Source organism: uncultured Marinobacter sp. (genome assembly GCF_947259545.1).
GTDB lineage: Bacteria > Pseudomonadota > Gammaproteobacteria > Pseudomonadales > Oleiphilaceae > Marinobacter.
Genome location: NZ_CAMYMK010000008.1, coordinates 355,175 through 372,673, shown reverse-complemented (window position 1 = coordinate 372,673; position 17,499 = coordinate 355,175). Strand labels below are relative to the sequence as shown.

Below are 17,499 nucleotides of genomic sequence, written 5' to 3'. Positions count from 1 at the left end.
ACTGCTCGCCCTTGACTACAAAAACAATGGAGGCAGAGACAATGAGCACGACTCTTCCAAGCTATACCAGTGGCACCTCAGAGACACCACTGCTAGGCATGACCATCGGCGAAATGCTCGACCGTACCGCCGAGCAATACCCGGACACCGAAGCCCTGGTGTGCCTGCACCAGGACATCCGCTGGACTTACAAAGAGTTTGTCGAAAAAGTAAACGAAGCAGCTCGCGCCTTTATGGCCATCGGCGTAAAACCGGGCGACCGCGTTGGCATCTGGTCCCCGAACCGCTATGAGTGGACCGTTACCCAGTTCGCCACCGCCAAGGTCGGTGCCATCCTGGTGAACATCAACCCGGCCTACGGCGTACACGAACTGGACTACGCCCTGAACCTGGCCGGTATTTCCGTGCTGGTCACGGCGGACAGCTTCAAGGCCTCCGATTACCGCAAGATGGTCTACCAGCTGGCCCCGGAACTGAAGGCCAGCACCCCGGGCCAACTCAAGGCCCAGCAAGTGCCGGAGTTACGCGCCGTGGTCAATCTGGACAAAGACAAGCACGACGGCATGTGGACCTGGGACCAGTTCGTGGGCTTTGCCAGCGATGTCAGCCAGGAAGAGCTGGACAAGGTACAGGGCCAGCTGCAGTTCGATGACCCGATCAACATCCAGTTCACCTCCGGCACCACCGGCAACCCCAAAGGCGCCACCCTCACCCACCACAACATCCTCAACAACGGCTACTTTGTGGCGGAGAGCCAGCGCTTTACCGAAAAAGACCGCCTGGTCATTCCCGTGCCCCTGTACCACTGTTTCGGCATGGTGATGGGCAACCTGGGCTGCATTACCCACGGCTCCACCATGATCTACCCGGGTGAAGGTTTCGAGCCCAAGTCCGTGCTGCAGGCCGTGCACCAGGAGAAGGCCACCGCCCTCTACGGCGTGCCCACCATGTTCATTGCCGAACTTGCCGAGCCGGAGTTTGAAAGCTACGACCTCTCCACCCTGCGCACAGGCATCATGGCCGGCTCCATCTGCCCGGCAGAGGTGATGAAAAAGGTCAACGGCAAGATGAACATGAAAGAAGTTCAGATCGCCTACGGCATGACCGAAACCAGCCCGGTATCCACACAGACCAGCTCCCTCGACCCGTTCGAAAAGCAGGTCACTACCGTGGGCCGCACTCAGCCGCACCTGGAAACCAAAATCGTCGACCCGGGCACCGGCAACGTGGTCCCCCGCGGTGAGATCGGCGAGCTGTGCACCCGAGGCTACAGCGTGATGCTGAAGTACTGGAACAACGAAGAAAAAACCCGCGAAGCCATCGACGGCGCCGGCTGGATGCACACCGGTGACCTGGCCACCATGGACGAAGACGGCTACATCCAGATCGTTGGCCGCATCAAAGATATGGTCATCCGCGGCGGCGAGAACATCTACCCGAAAGAAATCGAGGAATTCCTCTACACCCACCCGGCCATCGAGGAAGTGCAGGTCACCGGCATCCCCGATGACAAGTACGGTGAAGAGCTGATCGCCTGGGTAAAACTGAAGCCGGACGCGGACCCGGTGACAGGCGACGAACTGCGGGAATTCTGCAAGGGCAAAATCGCCCACTTCAAGATCCCCAGGAACTACAAGTTCGTGGATGAATTCCCGATGACCGTCACCGGGAAGATCCAGAAGTTCAAAATGCGGGAGATTTCTATTGAGGAGATGGGGTTGAAGCAGTAAGCCACTCCCCCTGCTCTGTTCCCCACTTTCAGACCCCGGCTATTTGTCGGGGTTTTTTCTTTGCGCTTCGTAATTACGTGGTGATATGACAAAATATTACCGATCGGCATAGCAGGCCTTTGATTTTTCCACTATTTTGTAAATTCGTTTGAACACAAAAGCGTAATAATTCAGCGGTCACGTTGCTGTAGTCGGTGTGACCGCTATCCAATTGCTGCATTCAGGGAGACGGACCTTTGAGCAACCTTACAGGGAAGTGTTTGTGCGAAACGGTGAGCTATGAAATTGAAGGGCGACTCGGCCCGATTTTCAATTGTCATTGCTCCAAGTGCCGGCGTTGGCACGGCGCTGCTTTCCGCACTCGTGCCTCGATTCGTAATGACCAGTTTCGGTGGCTGTCCGGAGAGCACAATCTCACTCCGTATGCTTCGTCCGAGAACGTCACCAAGTACTTTTGCAAGACGTGTGGTTCGCCTTTAATCAGTACCTATAAAGATCGTCCGGAAGTTATCGGCGTCCCACTTGGTGGTCTGGAAGGTGACATTGATGATGAGCCCGAGGCCCATATTTTTACGGGTTCAAAGGCAAGCTGGCATCAAATCACAGACTTGCTGCCACAGTTCGACAGCTGGCCTACTAGTGAGTCCCGAGTCAGAGATACAAGTGACTAACCATGCCAGTCGCGGCTACGGCGTTGGCGCCCATTAACACTGGCGTCACACGATGAGGTGGACTCCTGGTTCAGATAAGCCTCCCCCCTTAATTCGCCGTCATTTTCAGCAGACACCGCACAGACGGTGACAAGGGCTACGCCGAAATGGTCGAACGAATGGCGAGGCCCAACAGTGACTACTTGTCAGCAAGCGGCCGCCATGCTTCACTTTCCGGACTCGTACCCACACCCCCAACCGGAGACCGCTTTATGTCCAACCCTGTCACTGTCAGTTCATTAAGGCCACAAGGTGCCCGTCAGTTGTGGCTGTTGCTGCTCAGTGTCTTGTTTCTGGGCGGGTGTTCCTCGCTGTACTACAACACCATGGAAAAATTCGGGTATGAAAAGCGCGATATCCTCGTGGACCGGGTGGAAAACGCGCGAGACAGCCAGAACGACGCCCAGGAAACCTTTCGTTCCTCTCTGGAGCGCTTCCAGAGCGTTGTGGATACACCGGATACCGAGCTCAAGGATCGGTACGCCGAGATCAGCGATGCCTATGAAGACAGTAAGTCCAGCGCGGAAGATGTCCGCGATCGCATCGACAAGGTGGAAGAAGTTGCAGAAGATCTGTTCGATGAATGGGAGGATGAACTGGACCTATACGAAAGCGCCTCTCTGCGACGCAACAGCGAACAGCAGCTTGATGAGACCCGGGCTCAGTACAGCCAACTGATCCGCCGTATGCACGTGGCCGAAGATCGCATGGAGCCAGTATTGCAGGCCTTTCAGGATCAGGTGCTATATCTTAAGCATAACCTGAACGCCCAGGCGATCGGTTCCCTGGAGAACGAGCTGGTGAGTATCCGTCAGGACGTGGATGAGTTGATTCGCAATATGGAACAATCGATCGACGAGTCCGAAGCCTTTATCCGGAGATTCCGCGAAGGCGGATAGCGCCTGCCGCGAGCGGGCACCGAACACATACCGTCAAGGACATGATATGAACAGCGAGCCGGTTTTGTTTGCCCTGGAAGGTAGCCATGAGTTTGGTCGTTCCGTTGCCGCACAGCTCGGCATCAGCCTGGCCCCCCATGAAGATCGCGCCTTTGACGATGGCGAACACAAGTCCCGGCCACTACAGAGTGTACGGGGCCGGGACGTTTACGTTCTCCATACCCTCTTTGGCGAGCAAGCCTTAAGCGTTAACGACAAGTTGCTACGGCTGCTGTTTTTCATCGCCACCGTTAAAGATGCCGGCGCGAAACGCGTCACCGCGCTGGTGCCGTATCTGGCTTATGCGCGCAAGGATCGTCGCGCCAAGGAGCAAGACCCGGTCACCACACGCTACGTGGCGCAACTGTTCGAAGCCATGGCGGTGGACTGCGTGGTGGCGCTGGAAGTTCACAACCGGGGCGCATTCGACAACGCCTTCCGCTGCCAGACGGTGCATCTGGAAGCCCACAGTCTGTTCGTCAACGCACTTATAGACCGTGTAGGTGACGAGCCGGTCGTTATTGTTTCCCCCGACGCCGGGGGCACCAAACGCGTGGACCGGTTTCGCGACGCCTGGGCGGATGCCACTGGCGAACAGCCACCCACCGCCTTCCTGGAGAAACGACGAAGCGATGGCAAAGTAACCGGCGATGCCGTGATCGGGGACATGACAGGCAAGGTTGCCATCATCGTTGACGATATGGTGGCGAGCGGCACCACCCTGTTGCGCGCCGCCGACGCTTGCAAAGACAAGGGCGCCACGAGGGTGTTCGGGGTCATCACCCATGGCCTGTTCGGGCCGGGTTCGGAGCAACTTTACCGTGCCGTGTCCATGGATCAGCTTTTCATTACCGACAGCGTTACACCGCAGCAGAAACCAGAGGTTCAGGGCCGGGTCACGACCCTTCCGGTTGCCGGGCTGTTTGCCCAGGCCGTTCGGGAGCTCCATACCTGAACGGCTCACCCTCCTCATTCTGAAGCTGGTAGTCGTAGGCCGCCTGGAGGCCAGTCTCTTCTTCGCGCTCCTCCTCGTGCTCCGGCTCAATGTAGCGCGGATACAGGGGAGACAGTATGGCCACCAGAATGCCAACCACCGAAAACATGGCAAACGCATCTGAGTAACCGAACTCATTCACCAACAAGCCTACAAGAGGCGACCCGGTTGCCTGTCCAAGCGACACAGCCATAAAAGGCAATACGGGACCCATCGATAATCGGCCCGGCAACAGGCGGATGCCGGTCATCAGGTACAGGCCCGTCAGACTCATATAAGCCAGGCCGAAGACCAGTGCGGAGAATGCCGCAATCGCCAGGTTATCGGGACTGGCGGCGAGCAATGCCAGGCTCGCGGAAAGCATCATCAGCATGAGTGCCTGGGTGATTGGCGGGTTGTTGCGATCGGCCAGATCCGCCACCACGGCACCTCCGAGACCGGCAATACCAACCGCCAGCCATAGCCACCCGGTCGCATCGGGCGGCAGGGCGCCAAGGTTGACGACCAGGTCGGGCGCGAAGATCCAGTACGCCGCGGAGACAAAGCCCATCATGAAAGCAAACAGTGAAAGCCTGAACAGACGCCACCACTGCAGGGCGCTGATCGAAGGTGGTGGCGCCGCGTTCGACGGCATGACTCGCGACACGGAAGGAATGAAGATCCACGTGGCAAGCATCCCGATGACCGCCAGAACAGCAAAGGACGCGTACGCATAACGCCAGGCACCGGCCAGGAATAGAATCGTCGGTACAGCAATGACTACACCAATGCTGGTGCCAGCGTTCATAACCGAGCTGACCCGCCCATGGAGGGAGCGTTTCACCAGCGCCTGCATGGCCGCGGTCAGTGCCGGCATCATCAGACCGGTGCAGATGCCACAGGCGAATACACCCACGCCAAGGGATAAAGCTCCGGAAGCCTGGCTGATCAGCGCCAGACCGACAGTACCGAAACCACCGGAAAGCATCGCCGTATTGCGGGCACCAAGACGGTCAGCGGATAATGGTGCGACCATCGTGGCAAATACGAAACTGATGAGTGGCAGAGCGCCGATGATGCCGATCACGTCCGGCGTCAGCTCCAGCTCTGCGCGGATTGGGGGCACAAACAGCCCGAAGGCAAAACGCGCAAGCCCGTAGCTGATCGCAATCAGTGCTGCTCCCAAGAGGGCAAAAGCTGTGCTTGAGGGAAACTTCATTCCACCTCCGCCAGACAAGCGTCGAGAATTGGGGCCTTGTCGTTGCTGATTGTAATCAGCGTAGACGGCAACGAAACCACGAGCCAGACTTGTATCAGAGATCACGGTGACTGAACACGCAGCGCCGCTCTGGCCACCAGGGTCGAAGACGACTACATTCAGAGCGTCGGCTGGGAAGGTAACACTTGCACCGGCCCCGAACACAACAGGGAATCGAAGCTATGGAACGCCCAAACGCCGACCCTGCCCTCGAGCAGGCGTCGAAGCAGTTTGATGGAGCACTGGCTGAGTTCGCTCGAGCCCGTCACATCAACCCCAACGCCTCCAGCCTTGGACTGTTGGAGCGTGCCCGAATCCTGATGACAATGCCGGGCGGCTTTGATGTCCTGTACCGGCGGGTCCGATCGCTGGAATCCGCCGGCATCTTCGGTGCCAGCGACTGGGCTCAACCGGCGATACTGCAGCCGGCACTGGTCAAACACTCCCTGCGCGAGGCCGGGGCCGTTACCACCATCGTAGAAGCCATCAGCGAGCTAAGAATGCTTGCCGTCACCCTGGGTGACTACTTCCACCCCGGCATTTCAGCGGAACAGGCACGGCATTTTCTGACCCAGGTGATGGCGCTGAACCTGGATCTGCTGTCAGGCCAACTTACGGAAGCCGACCGGGAGCGCCCGAAACAGCTCGGGCTGATTGTCCAGGAACTCTACCGATACCTGATTTCCCATCTTGGCTATGAGAGCCTGCTGGACAGTCTGGTGGAGGAAGTCTGGCGTTTGCTGGACCAGGGGCCAGTACAGGTTAACAGCATCTGCGAGATGATCGATCAGATCGCCAAGTGCCTCTATGACCCCAAGATAAAAACCACCGGCAACGGTGCCGCCACCCGTCTGGTCAACGCGCTGTTTGCGCCCACACCGGGCAGCGCCGAAGACCCGGGCCTGGAGATCTATGAGCAGCGGCTGACGGAGATGGACGACGAAGCACTCTCGTCGGAAGCCACGAGCTTTGCCCGCAGCATGCACAACACCGGTCTGGCCTCCCCTTATCATGCGGTTATGCTGAGGTTCCTGCGCAACAGTGAGCAGGACGATCTGATACCCGACGCACTGGGACTGACCATGACCGGTCTGGATGATCTCTACTGTTACACGGAACTGGTCCATGCCCTGATCGACGAAGCCATCTACCCGGAAACCTGCCAGGCCGTTTACGGACTCACCTTAATGCTGGAACGGGGTTCGCTGTTTACGCCTTCCGTGGCCCAGGCCTTGTGGCGGCAAATCAAACTCCGCCTGTCAGCAGAGACAGCACACACTCTTCAAGGGGTCTATGGCGATGCCCGGCCGCCCCGGGTGTTCCTGCTGGCCGGTGTCATCAATCTTTTGGGGCAGCCGCTGGGAGTGGGCCAGGGCAACAACCCCACCTGCCAGTCTGCCATCGGTCTGTCGATGTGGTCCGCCAACGAAGCCGATTACCTGCTCCAGGTATTGGCCTGGGCGGCCCGGGACAACGAAGTGCTGAGCCGGTTCGAAGGCCAGAACGTCTCTTCCAGAGATCTTAAGCCCGGATTGGTCGAGGGAACACCAGTCGATGTGGACCCGGTATCGCTGATCCTAATCCCCCACCTGGATCGCATCTATGGGGAGATGTGGCGCCGTTGTGAAAACCGGGATGACGATGCCCATCGCTGGATCAACCCGGAATTCTATGGCTGGTGGGTCAGCCAGGGATTCCGTGTGGTGGCCGATATCCACACCGGCAAGGTGCACGACTACGACGGCTTCATTCGCCACTTCTATGCCAGCTACCACCCTTTTTACAACGGGAACATGCCAGTCATCCACGCCCAGCCGGCGGGCATTGCCGTCACGGACAGCGCCTCGCGCTTCGTGGGCCGTCACGCCATCAACATCCTGAGAGTCGGGCTCAGCCCCCAGGACGAGATACGGGTCTACTTCTTCAACCCCAACAACGACAGCGGCCAGGACTGGGGCCAGGGCATCACCTGCTCCACCCGGGGCCACGGCGAGTATCGCGGCGAAGCCTCCCTGCCCATTGCCGAATTTACCTCCCGCCTTTACGCATTCCATTTTGACCACCTGGAGTTGGGAGACCTGTCAGCAATACCGGAAGACGAAGTCGCCCGTATTATGAAGCTTGGCTACACTAGCTGGGCAGCATCGCCTTAGAGCTCACCAGGCTGGGCCTGAACAAGATGGTCGGTGGAATGATGGCAACTCGAATACGAATGGCGATTGTGATTGTCTCGGTGCTGGCCGCCCTGCTCATCGCAGCCGTCCTGGTAGCCTGGTTGCTGGTTGATACTGATCAGGTCAAAAAACGGATTGAGGCCGGGCTCAGCGACATCACGAACATGGACGTGCAGATCGGTCAGCCCCTGCGCTTCGGCCTGCTGCAGGGACCAAGCGTCACAATTGCAGAACTCGAGCTAAGCAGACAGGGGCAGGTAGTGGCCACAGCTGAAAGTGTCAGTGTGGGGCTTGCCACCTTCAGCCTGCTGACCGGTAACGTGCACCCAATTGATCTCCATATAAAACAGCCGGAACTGGTGATCAAGCGCTCCAGCCCGGGTGTGTTCAACATTGACGGGACCGATCCCGAGGAACTCGACGCACTGTCGCTGAGGCGGTTGCGGGTGTCCGATGCACGGTTTACCTATATTGATCAGACCTCGGAGATGGGATGGCTGTTTGAGCATTGCGATCTGGAGCTGCGCAATATCCACCATAACGGTGGCATGCCGGACCAGGCGCTTGCATCTCTTGCCGCCGAAGGCGACTTGCAATGCGATACGCTTAGCCAGAGCCGGTTCAAGGCTTCCGATTTCTCGATGAAGGTCCGCGGCGATAGCGGCGTCTTCACACTGAAGCCCGTCAAGGCAACTGCTTTCGAGGGAGAAGCCTCGGGATGGATTGAGGCGGACCTTTCGTCCCGAACACCCGCTCTCAGGCTTGAATACGGGCTTGCTGAATTTGATTTCGGGGCCTTCATGGGCAAGCTGAACCCGGATCAGGCCGCCACCGGCAACGTCGATCTTGAGTTGTCTCTCAATGCGCAGGGCAACACCTGGCAGGAGCTCCGTAACAGCGCAACCGGCATGCTCAGCTTGAGCTCGGGGGAACTGACCATTGATGGGTATGACCTGGATGACGAGCTGGCGGATTACACCAAAACCCAGAACTTCAATCTGATTGATGTTGGTGCGGTATTCATTGCCGGGCCGGTAGGTCTTGTGGTTACGCGCGGTTATGCGTTTACCGGTGTGCTTCAGGGCAGCGGGGGGAGCACAACCATTGATCAGATGATCTCTGAATGGGTTATTGAAGGGGGTGTGGCGCAGGCGCGTGACGTGGCCTTCCGAACTCCACAAAACCGCCTGGCCCTGACCGGGGCGCTGGACTTCGTCAATTACCGCTTCCAGGACATGCAGGTAGCAGTAATTGACTCCGATGGCTGTGCGGTTGTTGAACAACGAATTACCGGCCCGTTCCACGAACCCGAGATCGAGCGGCCCAACGTTCTGGTCGCGGTGACCGGACCGATGCTCGACCTCGTCAAACGCGGGGTGCGGGCGATTACAGGTGGCGACTGCGAAACGTTCTACACCGGATCGATGCCTCATCCCTGAACATGGCGGACTTTTCTGCAAAAGGTAGAGTTGGATAGCCCGAGCGTTGGCAATTACCTGCCCAAAGATCTAATTTGCCCGTATGTGGCGGGACGCAACGCCGTGGCAGCGCTTTACCTATCGCGCCCAGCGCAATCCCCTGGTTGTGCTGTTGAGCTACCCTATTATTTTCGGGTTGATCGTAGTGGTGTGGGTGCTCGGCGATATTGCAGACTGCTTCCGGTATGCCCTTTGGGATGAAGATAAACAGCGAATGGTGTCCTACCGGGAGGCCCCCGGTTGAACAGCCACTTCAGCCCCTGATGCCCCGGGCGGTATCACGGCCACAACCCTACCCCCAATAACGCCAACGTGGTCAGCAGTGCGGCAACGTTCACCCCCAGCACCGGGGACAACTTGCTGTTGTCATCCAGCGCATGGGGCAACCGCCAGGCCACCCAGAGCGCGGCCGGTAACGTGAACATTGCCAGCCCGCTGGCCACGGGTAGCGCTCCGACTAACAGGGCAGTGGCCAGCAGCAGATAACTTCCCAGCAACAACACCGCCACCACCGCTGCAGCCACCTTCAGGCCGAGCACTATCGGCAGATGGCGACGGCCGGCCTGGCGATCCGCCGCAACGTCGGGGATCTGGTTGATCAGCAGCAACTCGATGACCCACAGCATCACCATCACGGCCACCAGGGCAGCACTCGCATCCGGCTGGCCGCCCAGGGCCACCTGCGTGCCCCATATCATCACCGGCCCGAAGCCCAGGCCGGGGGCGAGCAGGCATAGCCAGGGGGAACGGGTGATCCATTGGGTGTAGCCAATGATCAGGACAAGCCCGCCCACCCCGAGCAACAGCATGGGCAGCCCCCGTAACCACAGGAAATAGAGGCCGATAGCCGCCATCGCGGCCATTGTCACCAACGCCGCAACGAGAACCTTGGGGGCTGCTTCAGGCCTGTCCGGTAAGGCGCCGCTGCCACCGGAAAACGGGGTGCGGGTGGTGGCCAGGTCAAGGCCCGAGCGGAAGTCCTGATATTCATTCAGCAGGTTGACCGCCGCATGGGCCAGCAGTGCCCCCACCAGGACCAACAGCACATGCATTCCATCCAGTACCGCCATCTGCCGCCAGGTCAAAACAATGCCCAGCGCCACACACAAGGGTGCAAGCACCAGGAAATTCGGGCGGCTCGCCCTCAGTACCGCTACACTAGACATATGCTCTCCTCCGCGGATTGCCTGTAATTGTCAGCCTGCTAATCTCTCTACCAAGGAAGATAAGATAAAACGAGGGATATCCCGCTACTATTAAGAACGGCGGTTGACGCAAGTCAAGGTAGCGCTCCCGTGATCCATTCCAGACTTGTCAAAACAACACCCTGAGGGCAACGGACATGCACGATTGGCGGATTCCAACCATCCTCGGCGGCCTGGTGCTCGCCATGGGCCTTGCCTGGATAACCCAGGGAACCGGCGTCATCCACAACGATCCCGAACGCAATATCTACATTCCAGGCCAACTGACCATGCCGTTGCAGGTCAAGGTAGCCTACAATCCCGAGCAGATCTTCTTTCGCTACCGCTGGCCAGCGGATCAGGCCTACGTCTATCACGACATGCTGCGTTTCGCGGACGGCGAGTGGATTCGCCACGGCAATTCCCGCGCCGGTCCGGATCCAGACAACACTTACGAAGACCGGGTCACTATGCTGGTGGATGACGGCGGTGTACCGGAGTTCGCCCGTTACGGTGGCTATATCACCGTCGGCGCCAACGCCCGCTTCTTTACCGACTCCGCCACCCCGGCTGACGTGACCGCCCACCCTCACCTGGGCAAAACCCTGGGGCAGAGCGATGTCCGCAAACACTTGCCCGATACCCGCCAGGATATCAGTGACTGGCGTACCGTGGTGGATGCCGACGCGCTTCAGGCACAACGGGAGGTGGGGTATTTCCTGGATCTCTGGCACTGGCGCGCGGGCCGCTCGAACCCCGTTGGTATGTCTGACGATCAGTGGATCGGCGAGCACCGCCACGGTGACGCCGGCCAGGGACCTTACACCACCAACTGGGACAGCGACGCCAAACAGCCGCTCTGGATGTTCGATCCGGAAGCCACCGGAATCCACGCCCTGCGATGGGAAGATATCCAGGCCAACCGGGTCGATTTTGACGCTATCTATTACCTGGCCGAGACTTTCGCCATTCCCTTCGATGCCACCCGCAACTGGCAAAACGGCGACGTGATTCCCCGCCGTCTGTTGCGTGAAGGGGCTGGCTCGCGGGGAGATATCCGGGTGCATGGAGACGCCCGTTGGCGCGACGGATACTGGGACGTAACCCTGGTCCGCAGTCGCGATACCGGCAAGCCGCTGGATGACAAGATGTTCCGGGATCAGGGGAGTTATACCCTGGGGTTTGCCGTCCACCGCAACGCCACCGGCAGCCGTTGGCACTATGTATCCCACCCCTACAGCCTGGGGCTGGGCCGCGACGCCGACATCCAGGCTGTCGCCTTCGAGGGAAGTGAGCCGGACTGGTCCCAGGCCTGGTTTGAGACCACCCTGTTCTACCCCGGCCAGGTGAATTGGCCGCTGCTGATCAGCCGCGCCCACGCCGGCAGCGCGGATATCGCCGAAGGGAAGCCGGTCCACCCCCGCCACAGCGAAGAGCAACTCGCTCACTACGGGGTGGAAATGGAGTTCAACGAGGCCATCATCCGGCAGTGGTGGCTGACCCTGGCCGCCGGTCTGTTCTTGCTGGCCGGTGTCCTGGTTGGACTCTGGTTCAGCTTTTCACCAACCCGCCAAGGAGACCGCCCATGACCGGCATACACCACATGCTTGTGCACATTCCCGTGGGCTTCTGGGCCCTCGCAGCATTGCTGGTTCTGGTTGGAGCCCTGGGCCGGGGACGCCCGGCGGAGATTGCCCAGGCCGCACTGCTGCCGCTATTGATCCTGAGCCTTCTTGGCGCGATGGCCGCCATTGTCACTGGTTTCCTGGTATGGCCCTGGCAAGCCAACCTGTACAGCCCCCTCGCCCGCAATCACATCCTGATGTCACTCTGGTCCCTGGGCGTCTGGGCCATGGTGGCTGTCCTGGTCTGGCGCGCTGGCGCAGCCGCGTTTACCGGTGCCCGGCGCTGGGCGCTGGTTTTCCTGGCGCTGTTGGGAGGCGTCCTGTTTGCCATCACTGGCACGCTGGGCGGCCATCTCGCCGGTGCGCCCACCGCGTTCTCCAAGATACTCGGCGCCCTGGGCTGGAATGTGTACACCACATTCTACGTGCCCGGTTGGGTGCTTTTGGTCCTGCTACTGATTGGGCTCGGCTGTGCAGTACTGGGCGTCAGAAGCGGTCGAAAGGCGGCGTAAACAAGCGAATTTTGATGGGGTGTCGATTTCCACCCGCACTGTCCGACTTACCAGTGAACACAACCAACAATCACTGGAGGACGACAGTATGAAATACATGTTGATGCGCAAAGCCGATGCCGACACCGAGAACGCCGTATTACCCACGGAAGAAATCCTGCAGGCAATGGCCGACTACAATGACCGTATGACCCAGGCCGGGGTGTTCGTCGATGGCAACGGACTGAGGCCAACCCGCGAAGGTTGTCGCATTCAGTTCCGCAACGGCGAGCCGACCGTTGCGCACGGTCCATTCGAGCAAACCAGCGAGCAGCTGGCTGGCTACAGCGTGCTTGAGGTGGATTCCCTTGAAGACGCCATCGCCTGGGCAAAACAATGGCCCCCGGAAGACGCCGATGGCAATGTTACCCTTGAATTACGCCGGTATTTTACGCTTGAAGATTTCAAGCCCAGCCCTGCACTTGAGCAACACCGCTCTCTGGGACAGCTACCCCGGGAGATGAATGTGCATGTAGCGTTTGCCGGTCACTGCCGGGAGGCCATGGAATTTTATGCGGAGGTGACAGGCGGCAACCTGGAGGCCGTGATCACCTACGGGGAAACGCCGGCGGCAGAGGATGTCGCCCCGGACATGCATGATCGTGTCATCCATGCGTCCCTTAATCTCAGGGGCCGCCGGCTAATGGGCGCGGATATGTCGGGAGATTGCTACCAGCCACCACAGGGCGCCCAGGTCCATCTTGAATACGATGATCCTGAGCAGGCTGAACAGGTTTTCCGAAGGCTTTCAGACGGGGGTGCGGTCATTATGCCGTTTGAAAAGACTTTCTGGGCGCACCGTTTCGGAATGGCCAAGGATCGCTTTGGCGTTCAATGGATGATCAGTAGCCAGATTGAACATTGCCAGTAAGACACAACAAGGAGCAATAGCATGACGGAACACGCAAAGAACACCATTTGCCTCTGGTTCGACGGTGATGCCGAGGAGGCAGCAAACTTCTACGCGGAAACCTTCCCCGACTCATCGGTTGGTACCGTCCTTTACGCACCGGGAGACTATCCAACCGGATCGAAGGGAGATGTGCTGACGGTAAAATTCACTGTCCTGGGCATTCCCTGCCTGGGCCTCAATGGCGGCCCAGCCTTCAAGCACAGCGAAGCATTCTCGTTTCAGGTTGCCACCTATGACCAAGAGGAAACCGATCGTTACTGGAATGCGATTGTCGGCAACGGCGGCGAAGAGAGCGCATGCGGCTGGTGCAGAGATAAATGGGGGCTGTGCTGGCAGATTACGCCGGTGGCTTTGACAGAAGCGATCGCCGATCCCGATCCTGCTGCGGCCAAGCGCGCCTTCGAGGCCATGATGACGATGGGAAAGATCGACATAGCGACCATTGAAGCGGCGCGTCAGGGTACGCCACCTCGCTGACATTAGCCAGTCCGGGAATCCCACTCCCGGACTGGCTAATGTTCACGGTGCCAACTTCTTCTTCAGCGCTTTGGTTACCGACAACGGCAGGCTCGGCAACGCGCGCAGCATCCACGGCAGTATCCGGCGCTTCACGCCGCTCAGTGACTCCGGAATCATGACTTCGATCAGGTGTGGCCCGGGCATGCTCAGGGCGTATTCCATGGCCTTGGCCATATCCTCGGCTGTATCTACCCTCACCCCGTGCACTCCCATGCCCTGTGCCATCTCGGCAAAGTTGAGCACGGGGCCGCGCAGGTCCAGTTGAGACTTTGCCTTCGTACCGGCCTGCTCTGCCCCCACCCGCTCCAGCTCAATATTCAGCACAGAGTAGGAGGCGTTATTGAAGATGATGGTGGTGACGTTGAGCTGTTCACGGGCCATGGTCCACAAGGCCTGGATGGTGTACATGGCGGTGCCATCGCCGATCAAGGCCAGTACCGGCCGATCCGGGCAGGCAACAGCGGCACCAACAGCATTCGGCAGGCCCTGGCCTATGGCGCCACCGGTGAGAGTAAGCAGATCATGCCTGGGCGCGCCAGCGGTCATCACCGACAGCATCAGGCTGGAGGTAATGCCTTCGTCCACAATGATGGCGTTATCGGGCATAAGGTGACCCACCGCCTTGCAAACTTTTTCGGCCGTGAGCTTGCCCCTCGGCCGGCCCGGTCGTTGGCTGGCCTGAAGTTTCGGTTCTGCCTGGCTGGCACCGAGGGCTTCGTTGAGTTTGTTCAGACTCCCGGTGATGTCCTGGTCCGGCGCCGCAAGGGTGTGAACTTTGCAGGTATCCGGCACCAGGTAACTCTGCTTGCCCGGATAGGCGAAGAAAGAGACGGGAGCCTTGGCATCCACCAGGATCAGGTGATCAATATCTGTCAGTTGTACCGTGGCCAGTTCTGCTAGGTAAGCCAGGCGCTCTACCGGGGGCAGGCCGGCGCCCCGCTCCATGCGGGTCGGGAAGGTTTCCGCCAGCAGCATGACGCCGCTGTGCGCAGCAAGCTTTGCCGCCGCCAGCAGGCTGGGCTCCCGTAACGCATGCCCGCCCATCAGCAGGGCCGTTTTCTTGCCGGAACGAATGGCTGCGGCGATGGCATCAACGGTGGCAGCATCCGCCGGTGCCGGTTTGGGTGGAGCGAGAGGCGCGCAGGGCACTCCTCCTTCCCCCCAGGAAACGTCCGCCGGCAGGATCAGTGTGGCTACCTGGCCTGGGGCGCTGCGTGCGGCCGCAATGGCCTCGGCGGCATCCTGGCAAAGGGTTTCCGTGCTCTTGGCGGTGCGGACAAAACCCGGCGATACGTTGCGGGCTACGGTTTCAATATCGGACTGCAACTGGGCATCGTACTTCACGTGGTAGATTGCATGATCGCCAACGATATTCAGCACCGGTACCTTGCCCTTACGGGCGTTGTGCAGATTGGCCAGCCCGTTCCCCAGTCCACAGCCCAGGTGCAGCAGCGTGGCAGCCGGCTTGTCGGCCATGCGGGCATAACCGTCCGCCGCGCCAGTGGCAACACCTTCGAACAGGGCAAGGACGGCACGCATTCCGGGCTCATCATCCAGTGCCGCCACAAAATGCATCTCACTGGTGCCGGGGTTGCTGAAGCAGACTTCAACATCAGCATCCACCAGGGTTTTCATCAGGGCTTGTGCGCCGTTTGTCATTGTTTTTCTCCACGCTTTCAGAGTTCTTGTTTATATCGCGGCTCTGGAATCATGCCAACTATGCCGATCCAAGGCTACTGGACATCAGCCTCCGGCCACAATAGACCGCACGGCGGCGCGGGCGGTCATGATGCAGCCGGGCAGAAAGGTGCCTTCAAGGGAACGTTTGCCGCTGGCGCCACCGCCGCCAAAGCCGGCCGCTTCTCCCACGCAGTACAGGCCGTCCACGGGAGCACCCGCACGGTTGAGCACGCGGCTTTGCAGGTCCGTTTGCAGACCACCCAGACTTTTACGAGTGATCAGCTGCATTCGGATGGCAATGTACGGACCGGCACCGGGCTTCTGCAGGGGCGACGGTTTGCAGGTGCGCAGTCGGTCCGGTCTCCATTCCCGGGCATGCTGGATCAGACGGATCTGGGGATCATTGTGTAATCGGGTACCGGCAGTGAAGTTGGCGTCGAAATCGTCCGCCGTAGCCTGCAGGGTAACGGGGTCAATGTCATGGGAGCACGTCAGGGCGTTCATTCTGCCGGCCAGTTCAGCCAGGCTCTCTGCCACCAGAAAATCGCGGCTTTCCCGCTGCATTTGACGAACCAGTGCGTGATTACCCAGCAGCAGCTCTTTCACGAACAGGGGGAACTGTTTGTCCCGTATACGGGCATTGTGCTCTGCCCCGGAGATGGCGAATTCTTTGGCGGCAATGCGCCAGTTGAGCAGGTGCCAGGTCCAGGGTTTTTCCTGTTCTGCCACCCGTTGGCACAGCCAGTGAGTGTCGAATCCGGTCACCAGGGGCTCGGGGCCGATACGCTCGCCCCGATGGTTCAGCCACAGGGCGGATTTGCAGGGGATGGTGGAAAGTCCATGGCCGGGAAACTGCGGGTACGGATGCGGGAAACCAGCCGCGTAATTCCACATCTCCCCGGCGTGGGTAATCCGGCCACCCAGGCTGTCAGCAACCCAGTGGTGCATTTGACCGTCCGCATTGGGGTTTGCGCCGTTCAGCATACTGGCAGGCTGCCGGCGGTCGCTGGGCCAATTGGCGCGGCATTCCTTGTGGCTACCGTTGATGCCGCCGGTGGCCAGCACCACGGCCGATGCTGTCAGCCGGACTTCTTCACCGCTTGTCTCATTAATCGCCAAGGCGCCGCAGACTTTGCCGGCAGCGTGGTCCAGTCTGGTGATACGATGCTGGTGCAGCAAGGTGAGTTTCCCGGCGCTGTTTTCACGATGCAGTGCCTCCACCAGGCAACGCACCAGCTCACGCGCTGTCCCCCAGATTACGTGATAGCGGGGCACACGGTTACCATCACCGAAGCGACCACGCTCCACCCAGTTAACCGCGGGCAGAAATCGGATGCCTTCGTTGCGTAGCCAGTCATATACTTCCGAACGGGAGTGTTCGACGTAATAGCGTGCCCATTGCAGGACCCATTGGTCATTCGGATCCAGCTCACCGAAACTCAGCCAGTCACCGAGGGCAACCTCCGGGGAATCGGCAATTTTCATCCGTTTTTGCAGAGGTGTGCCCACCAGCATCATCCCGCCAAAGGCCCACAATGCCAGGCCACCCATGCGCTCAGCGGTATCCCTGTCCGCAAGGGTGACACTCTTCCCGGCCCGTAGGGCTTCGAGTGCCGTGACAATACCAGCCAGCCCTCCTCCGACCACCAGAACATCTGAAGCAATTACTTTGGCCATGATACGCATCCGACTTGATTGCAACGAGTTGTCTGATTCCAAGATATACCGGTACTATGGTTTAAAAATTGACTTCAGAGGTCAGCAAA

At 59.4% G+C, this 17,499-nt stretch carries 15 protein-coding genes; 11 read left to right on the top strand and 4 right to left on the bottom strand.

The features are described from left to right. Nucleotides 1-41 precede the first annotated feature (41 nt). The 4 genes from Q0Y21_RS13460 (at nt 42) to prs (ending at nt 4,333) form a co-directional block, all read left to right on the top strand. Nucleotides 42-1,730 (top strand): AMP-binding protein, encoded by a 1,689-nt coding sequence (locus tag Q0Y21_RS13460; RefSeq protein ID WP_297796429.1) that lies wholly within the window; start codon nt 42-44, stop codon nt 1,728-1,730. Nucleotides 1,731-2,002: 272 nt separating this feature from the next. Further along, on the top strand, nt 2,003-2,401 hold the full coding sequence (locus tag Q0Y21_RS18490; RefSeq protein WP_366517688.1) for a GFA family protein: 399 nt from the start codon (nt 2,003-2,005) through the stop codon (nt 2,399-2,401). Nucleotides 2,402-2,652: 251 nt separating this feature from the next. Then, nucleotides 2,653-3,339: a DUF2959 domain-containing protein gene (locus tag Q0Y21_RS13455; RefSeq protein ID WP_297796426.1), complete on the top strand. Its 687-nt coding sequence runs from the start codon at nt 2,653-2,655 to the stop codon at nt 3,337-3,339. Nucleotides 3,340-3,385: 46 nt separating this feature from the next. After that, nucleotides 3,386-4,333: a ribose-phosphate diphosphokinase gene (prs, locus tag Q0Y21_RS13450; RefSeq protein WP_297796424.1), complete on the top strand. Its 948-nt coding sequence runs from the start codon at nt 3,386-3,388 to the stop codon at nt 4,331-4,333. Here the strand turns inward: prs and Q0Y21_RS13445 are convergent. Next, nucleotides 4,275-5,570, bottom strand: a complete 1,296-nt coding sequence (locus Q0Y21_RS13445; protein ID WP_297796421.1) for an MFS transporter — start codon at nt 5,568-5,570, stop codon at nt 4,275-4,277. The two genes, prs and Q0Y21_RS13445, sit on opposite strands and share 59 nt — an antisense overlap. 221 nt (nt 5,571-5,791) lie before the next feature. Between Q0Y21_RS13445 and Q0Y21_RS13440 the strand changes: the two genes are divergently transcribed. From Q0Y21_RS13440 to Q0Y21_RS13430, 3 genes are all read left to right on the top strand, one after another. After that, nucleotides 5,792-7,762, top strand: coding sequence for a hypothetical protein (locus Q0Y21_RS13440; RefSeq protein ID WP_297796418.1), 1,971 nt, complete (start codon nt 5,792-5,794; stop codon nt 7,760-7,762). Nucleotides 7,763-7,800: 38 nt separating this feature from the next. Continuing rightward, nucleotides 7,801-9,222 carry an AsmA family protein gene (locus tag Q0Y21_RS13435; protein ID WP_297796415.1) on the top strand — a complete coding sequence of 474 codons (1,422 nt, stop codon included), beginning with the start codon at nt 7,801-7,803 and terminating at the stop codon, nt 9,220-9,222. Nucleotides 9,223-9,304: 82 nt separating this feature from the next. Beyond that, nucleotides 9,305-9,505 (top strand): hypothetical protein, encoded by a 201-nt coding sequence (locus Q0Y21_RS13430; protein ID WP_297796411.1) that lies wholly within the window; start codon nt 9,305-9,307, stop codon nt 9,503-9,505. Between the two features lie 34 nt (nt 9,506-9,539). Here the strand turns inward: Q0Y21_RS13430 and Q0Y21_RS13425 are convergent, their stop codons facing one another. Continuing rightward, nucleotides 9,540-10,427 carry a prenyltransferase gene (locus tag Q0Y21_RS13425; protein ID WP_297796408.1) on the bottom strand — a complete coding sequence of 296 codons (888 nt, stop codon included), beginning with the start codon at nt 10,425-10,427 and terminating at the stop codon, nt 9,540-9,542. Between the two features lie 176 nt (nt 10,428-10,603). On the opposite strand from Q0Y21_RS13425, the gene Q0Y21_RS13420 reads away from it, so the two are divergent. From Q0Y21_RS13420 to Q0Y21_RS13405, 4 genes are all read left to right on the top strand, one after another. Continuing rightward, nucleotides 10,604-12,034 carry an ethylbenzene dehydrogenase-related protein gene (locus Q0Y21_RS13420; RefSeq protein ID WP_297796405.1) on the top strand — a complete coding sequence of 477 codons (1,431 nt, stop codon included), beginning with the start codon at nt 10,604-10,606 and terminating at the stop codon, nt 12,032-12,034. Beyond that, complete coding sequence (locus Q0Y21_RS13415) at nt 12,031-12,582, top strand: DUF2231 domain-containing protein (protein WP_297796402.1); 552 nt, start codon at nt 12,031-12,033, stop codon at nt 12,580-12,582. Before Q0Y21_RS13420 ends, Q0Y21_RS13415 begins: the two co-directional genes overlap by 4 nt. Nucleotides 12,583-12,670: 88 nt before the next feature. Further along, complete coding sequence (locus Q0Y21_RS13410) at nt 12,671-13,492, top strand: YciI family protein (RefSeq protein WP_297796399.1); 822 nt, start codon at nt 12,671-12,673, stop codon at nt 13,490-13,492. A gap of 21 nt (nt 13,493-13,513) precedes the next feature. Next, nucleotides 13,514-14,011 (top strand): VOC family protein, encoded by a 498-nt coding sequence (locus tag Q0Y21_RS13405; RefSeq protein ID WP_297796396.1) that lies wholly within the window; start codon nt 13,514-13,516, stop codon nt 14,009-14,011. A 42-nt stretch (nt 14,012-14,053) separates the two neighbouring features. On the opposite strand, the gene Q0Y21_RS13400 is transcribed toward Q0Y21_RS13405, so the two are convergent. Continuing rightward, a complete protein-coding gene (locus Q0Y21_RS13400; protein WP_297796394.1) occupies nt 14,054-15,712 on the bottom strand; it encodes an acetolactate synthase large subunit in 1,659 nt (552 codons plus the stop codon). An 84-nt stretch (nt 15,713-15,796) separates the two neighbouring features. Beyond that, nucleotides 15,797-17,410 (bottom strand): FAD-dependent oxidoreductase, encoded by a 1,614-nt coding sequence (locus tag Q0Y21_RS13395; protein WP_297796391.1) that lies wholly within the window; start codon nt 17,408-17,410, stop codon nt 15,797-15,799. Between the last annotated feature and the right edge of the window lie 89 nt (nt 17,411-17,499).